The organism is Variovorax sp. 20P10.2.4, assembly GCF_058244205.1.
In genome coordinates, this window is the sequence record NZ_JBZAYE010000472.1 from 1 (window position 1) to 5842 (window position 5842).

Consider the following 5842-nt stretch of genomic DNA (forward strand, 5'->3'; position numbering starts at 1 on the left):
CAGGCGCCGGCGCAGGCGGTCGGTGCCTTGCAGAAGCTCTGCCACGACCTGATGGCCATCGGCAATGGCGCCGCGCCGCGCTTCTTCGAACCCGGCGACCTGCCGGCCGCGCCGTCGCGGCTCGCGCTGGCGCGCTGGTCGAAATCGCTGGCCGCGTCGGCCCGGACCGCGGAACATCCGTTCAATGCAGGACTCATGCTGGAAGCGCTCGTGAGCGAAGCGCGCAGCACCCTCAACTCAGCCGCTCGCCGCCCATGAACCAACCCGCAGCCCCCTCCGCCAATTCCGCAGCCACCGCTGCCGCAGCAGCAGCAGCCGCCGCCGCGGGTGGCGCCACGCCGCACCGGCCGAGCGTCATCCAGCTCGCCATCAAGGAGAAGGGCGCGCTCTACGCGGCCTACATCCCGCTGTTCTCCGAGGGCGGCATCTTCATTCCGACCTCGCGCGAATACCGGCTCGGCGACGACGTCTACGTGCTGCTGACCCTGCCCGAAGACCCGCAGCGCTACCCGGTGGCCGGCAAGGTCGCCTGGATCACGCCGGCGCGCGCGGCCGGCAGCCGGGCGCCCGGCGTGGGCATCCGCTTTCCGTCCGACGAGAAATCGCGCCAGCTCAAGGCCCGCATCGAGGCCGCGCTGGGCGGCTCGATGGCTTCCGACCGGCCGACGCAGACGATCTGACATCCGGGGCGGCCCGGCCGCCCCTTGCGCTCGCCAGTTTTCCGGCTCCCTTCGTTTCCTCAGATTCCTGGCGATGTTCACCGACTCCCACTGCCACCTGACCTTTCCCGAATTCGCCGACCAGATGGACACGGTGCGCGCCGCCATGGCCGCCGCCCAGGTCGACCGGGCCCTGTGCATCTGCACCCGGCTCGAGGAGTTCGACGAGGTGCAGGCATTGGCCGCGCGCTACGACAACTTCTGGGCCAGCGTGGGCGTGCATCCGGACACCGAGGACACGCTAGAGCCCAGCGTCGACGACCTCGTGCGCCTGGCCGCGCGGCCGCGCGTGGTGGCGATCGGCGAGACCGGCCTCGACTACTACCAGATGGAAGAACGCAAGGGTGGACGCAGCATCGCCGACCTCGAATGGCAGCGCGAGCGCTTTCGCGTGCACATCCGGGCCGCCCGGCAGACCGGCAAGCCGCTCGTGATCCACACGCGCGAAGCTTCGGCCGACACCATCGCGATCCTCAAGGAGGAGGGCGAGGACGGCTCCGCGGGCGCGGCCGGCGGCGTGTTCCACTGCTTCACCGAAACCGCCGAGGTGGCGCGCGCCGCGCTGGACCTCGGCTTCTACATATCCTTCTCGGGCATCCTGACCTTCAAGAAGGCGCAGGATCTGCGTGACGTGGCGGCCTTCGTGCCGCTCGATCGCATGCTGATCGAGACCGACAGCCCGTACCTGGCCCCGGTGCCGTACCGGGGCAAGACCAACACGCCGGCCTACGTGCCGTACGTGGCGCGGCAGATCGCCGAGCTGCGGCAGTTGCCGGTCGAGGCCGTGGCCCAGGCGACCAGCGACAACTTCGAGACACTGTTCAAGGGGGTTCGACAATGATGAAGAAAAACTTCAAGAAACTCGTTTATCTGTCTGCTTTTGCAGCAGTTTTCTCCGCGCATGCAGGTTCTTTTGAGGACTTCTTCCGGGCCGTGCGCGCCGACAATCCGAGCGGTGTCCGCAGCCTGCTGCAACGCGGCTTCGACCCCAACACGCGCGACGAGCGGGGCCAGACGGGTCTTCTGATCGCGCTGCGCGAGCCGTCGCCGAAGGTGATCCAGGTGCTGCTCGAGTCGCCGCAGACCAACGTCGAGTTGCGCAACGCCAAGGACGAGAGCCCGTTGATGCTCGCGGCCATCAAGGGCCAGCAGGACCTGGTCACCCAGCTCATCAAACGCGATGCCGACATCAACAAGCCCGGCTGGACGCCGCTGCACTATGCGGCCACCGGCGGGCACCTGGCGATCATGAAGCAGCTGCTCGACAACTTCGCCTTCATCGACGCGCAATCGCCCAACGGCACCACGCCGCTGATGATGGCCGCGATGTATGGCTCGACCGACGCGGTGAAGCTGCTGCTGGCCGAGGGCGCGGACGTCACGATGAAGAACCAGCTGGGCATGACCGCGGTCGATTTCGCCAACCGCGCCAATCGATCGGAAGCGGCGGCGCTGATCGCCGCGACGTCCGCGGCGAAGCCGGTGCCGAAGGACGGTAAATGGTAGGTATTGGTTAATAAAGTATTAGTTTTTGCTGTTGACGATCGTTATTCGTGACTTATTTCATGCTCCATCAGATGAGAAACCGATGGGGTTTGTATTTTTTGGAAACAGGCGCGAACAGAATGAGGGCTTCGATGAAGCCCTTTTTTTCGCCCGAAACATCCATGCAAGTCACCATCCAACAGCTCGGCGGCGGCGCCCTGGCATGGCAGATGTCGTTGCTCGCAGCACTTCTAATCGCCGGCACGCTCGTGGGCTGGCTCCTGTATCTGGTCATCAAGGCGGGCGTGCGCGATGGCATGAGCGAGGCGCTGCGTCGGCGCCGGCAGATCCGGCAATCGGATTTGGTTGCGGATGGCGGGGCGAACACGCGGGATTGAGGTTTCGCGCGCGGCCTGGACTGGGCGCCACGAATCTCCGCCTGCCTGCCTCCCCAGATAATCAGCACAATGTGCATTATGTAAAATAAATGATCTTATTGTTCGGCCGAATGGTGGCCAAGCGAAGCAAGACCGTTGTGACGCGTGATTGCGGAAATGCGGCCTGAAGAGGCCCCCACTGCCCCATCCCCACGAAGCCCGTCGAACCCGCAAAAGAAAAGGCGCCCGGCACGAAGGCCGGGCGCTCAAGAACCTACAGCTGTCACGGTAGGTGCCCCAAGCCAGGGAGGAGGAGTCGCTCGGGACACCGGCATGCTGAGTCTTCGTGATGAACGTCCGTGTCGGACGGCGCCGATAGTTCGGGGCCTTCGGGAGGCCCTCGAATCCGCATGAATTCGGCGAGTACTCATATTCTGTTCATATTTGCCGCCTAGCATCCGCCGCATGCTGCTGGCCAGGCTTCGCCGATGGATCGACGCGCACCGATGCATCGGGTGCGTGATCGGTCTTTGGCTGGTGCTGCTGCACCCGTTCATCTCGGCGCATTTCCACAGCGACGGCCTCGAGGACGAACCCGGCCTCAAGGTGCGCAATGCCGGCGAGACCGTGCGCTTCGAACCCGACGAGCGCGCCGGCCATGCGAAAAGCCTCGAAACCACCATGTTCGCGCAGGCGTCCTGCTGCACGGTCATGGTCAATGCCCTGAGCGCGGCCTTCGATGGCTTCATGGGCATCGTGCTCGCGCTGCTGCCGTTGACCATCGTCGTGGCGACCGGCCTGACCGGTGCGCGCCACGAACCGCCGCGGCGCATCGGCGCGCGGAGTGGGGCGCCTCCCCTGCCCCGCCCCTGGCTGCGGCTGCCACCGACCACGGCACCGCCGTCCTTCGCCTGATCCATTCCGACGGCGCGAGCGCGCCGCCTCCATCGCTTCCCTGACGCCCCTGCGGCAGGGCCGCTTCACTTCGCCCACGAGGCCTCCTCCATGTCCTTCGCCCGTCCGCGTCCTTGCCGCGCCGCTCGTGCCTGCCCGCGCACTGTCTTTGCCCCATCCCGTTCGTTCCGGGAGGCTGCATGAACGCATTCCATCTCGATCTGCTGCAGTGGCTCGCCGCCGGCACCCATCCCACGCCCTGGGTGCTGGCGATCGCGGTCGGGCTCGCGCTCGGCGGTCCCTGGCTCTCCACCGCCGTGATCGGCGCCGCTGCCTGGCGTCGGCCCGGCCATCGGGCCTATGTCCTCTTCATGCTCGCGGGCGCCGGGCTCACCGCCATGCTGTGCCAGGAGATCGCAGCGCGCATCAACATGCCGCGGCCCTTCATCCTGGGCCTGGTGCCGGCCTACATCCCGCACGGCGCCAGCGCCGCGCTGCCGAGCACGCATGCCTCGGTGATGTTCATGGTGGCTTTCGCCTTCCTCGCACGGCCGGCGCTGCGCGCACCGGGCATCGCGCTGTTCGCGGTGGCGGCCGCCACGGGCTGGGCGCGCATCCACGTGGGCGTGCATTTCCCGCTCGACATCGCCGTCGGGATGATGTTCGGCGCGCTCATGGCGGGCCTGCTCGGCGCTGCCTGGTGGATGCTGGAACTCGGGGCACAGCAACTCGCTGCCCGCATACCGGGCCTGGCGGGGAAGCGCTGGCCGACGATGCCGAGGCCGCGCGCCTGAGCCGCGCGGCATAAGAAAACTCGAAAAGCGCATTTCCCAATCGAAGGGCACGGCTGCAAAGTCGTTGCCCCATGGAATCCCTCACGCATCCGCCGCGCACCGCGCCCGGCAACCCGTCGCCCGTGGCCGTGCCGCCGCGGGCCCCGCAACCGCCGTCCTACGACCAGCTTGCCGACCGCTTCCGCCCGATCTTCGCGCGCATCGCCGAAGGCGCGGTGCAGCGCGAGAACGAACGCCTGCTGGCCCATGAGGCCGTGGCCTGGCTGGCCCAGGCCGGCTTCGGCGCGCTGCGCGTGCCGGTGGCCCAAGGCGGGCTCGGCGCCTCGGTCGAGCAGTTCTTCGACCTGCTGATCGAGCTCGGCGAGGCCGACTCCAACCTGCCGCAGATCCTGCGCGCCCACTTCGGCTTCATCGAGCGCCTGTTCGCCGAGATCGATCCCGCGCTGCACGGCCCCTGGCTGCGGCTCGCGGCCGACGGCGTGATCTTCGGCAACGCCACCACCGAACTCGGCGAAGGCCCGCTCGGCCAGATGCAGACCACGCTGCGCCGCGACGGCGACGGCTGGCGCCTCGAGGGCGACAAGTACTACAGCACCGGCACGCTCTACGCCGAATGGATCGCGGTCTCGGCGCAGCGCCACAACGACGACGGCAGCAACGACCGCGTGATCGCGCTGGTGCCCTCCGAGGCACCGGGCGTGGAGCGCGTCGACGACTGGCGCGGCTTCGGCCAGCGACTGAGCGCCTCGGGCACCACGCGCTTTCGCAACGTGCGCGTCGATCCGGCGCACGTGCTGCTCTACGTGCGCGACCAGCCGACGCCGCTGACCGCGCAGTTCCAGCTCACGCACCTCGCCACCCTGGCCGGCATCGCGCGCGCGATCGTGCGCGACGCGGTCGACTTCGTGCAGCCGCGCAAGCGCGTCTACAGCCATGGCAGCGGCAGCACGCCGCGCGAGGACCCGCTGGTGCAGCAGGTCGTCGGCCAGCTCGCCAGCACGGCCTTCGTCGCGAGTTCGACGGTGCAGGCGGTGGCGCGCACGCTGGGCGAGATCGACCGCCTGCGCCAGCGCGGCGAAGCGATCCCCGATCAGTTGCTGTTCCAGGTCGAGCTCGAGACCGCCAAGGCGCAGGCCGGCATCGTCGACGCGGTGCTGCAGGCCGGCACGCGGCTGTTCGATGTCGGTGGCGCCTCGGCGCTGCAGGAGGACATCCGGCTCGACCGCCACTGGCGCAACGCGCGCACGCTGGCCTCGCACAACCCGACCATCTACAAGGGCCGCGTGGTCGGCGACCACCTGCTCAACGGCGCCCGGCCCACCTTCTACTGGGCCGTGGGCGCGAACGTCTCGTCCTGAAAGCCCCGGCGGCGACATGCCGCAGCCGATGAATCCGCATATCCATGCGTGCATTCATTCGTTGGCCGGGGCGGGTGCAGCGCCAACACTCGCCCTTCCCTTCTTCATCCTCCGGCGGAGCAATTCCCATGACCCTCTTCGACGATCAACCTGCCATCGGGAGCGCCCAGGCATGACCTCGGCCGATCACGCACTCGACGTGTCCGGCGTGCTGA

General features: G+C 67.9%; 8 protein-coding genes and 1 pseudogene. All 9 read left to right on the forward strand.

Translation table 11 applies throughout. The annotated features are described in order from the left end of the window. Window positions 1–258 (forward strand): annotated as a pseudogene (locus AC27VN_RS30535) (DNA polymerase III subunit delta'); the annotation flags it as partial. Further along, on the forward strand, window positions 255–680 hold the full coding sequence (locus AC27VN_RS30540; protein ID WP_398493721.1) for a PilZ domain-containing protein: 426 nt from the start codon (window positions 255–257) through the stop codon (window positions 678–680). The pseudogene AC27VN_RS30535 and the gene AC27VN_RS30540, both read left to right, overlap by 4 nt. A gap of 73 nt (window positions 681–753) precedes the next feature. After that, window positions 754–1560 (forward strand): TatD family hydrolase, encoded by an 807-nt coding sequence (locus tag AC27VN_RS30545; RefSeq protein WP_490878980.1) that lies wholly within the window; start codon window positions 754–756, stop codon window positions 1558–1560. After that, the gene (locus AC27VN_RS30550; protein WP_093341954.1) at window positions 1560–2225 is read left to right on the forward strand and encodes an ankyrin repeat domain-containing protein; all 666 of its coding nucleotides are present in this window, start codon (window positions 1560–1562) and stop codon (window positions 2223–2225) included. The genes AC27VN_RS30545 and AC27VN_RS30550 overlap by 1 nt, the downstream gene beginning before the upstream one ends. A 161-nt stretch (window positions 2226–2386) precedes the next feature. Next, a complete protein-coding gene (locus AC27VN_RS30555) occupies window positions 2387–2602 on the forward strand; it encodes a hypothetical protein (RefSeq protein ID WP_093341953.1) in 216 nt (71 codons plus the stop codon). Between the two features lie 498 nt (window positions 2603–3100). Continuing rightward, on the forward strand, window positions 3101–3496 hold the full coding sequence (locus AC27VN_RS30560; RefSeq protein WP_490878981.1) for a hypothetical protein: 396 nt from the start codon (window positions 3101–3103) through the stop codon (window positions 3494–3496). A gap of 179 nt (window positions 3497–3675) precedes the next feature. Beyond that, window positions 3676–4269, forward strand: a complete 594-nt coding sequence (locus AC27VN_RS30565) for a phosphatase PAP2 family protein (protein ID WP_490878982.1) — start codon at window positions 3676–3678, stop codon at window positions 4267–4269. A 71-nt stretch (window positions 4270–4340) separates the two neighbouring features. Beyond that, complete coding sequence (locus tag AC27VN_RS30570; RefSeq protein WP_490878983.1) at window positions 4341–5627, forward strand: acyl-CoA dehydrogenase family protein; 1287 nt, start codon at window positions 4341–4343, stop codon at window positions 5625–5627. Between the two features lie 16 nt (window positions 5628–5643). Next, a partial coding sequence (locus tag AC27VN_RS30575; protein WP_490878984.1) for a hypothetical protein occupies window positions 5644–5842 on the forward strand: 199 nt, incomplete at its 3' end.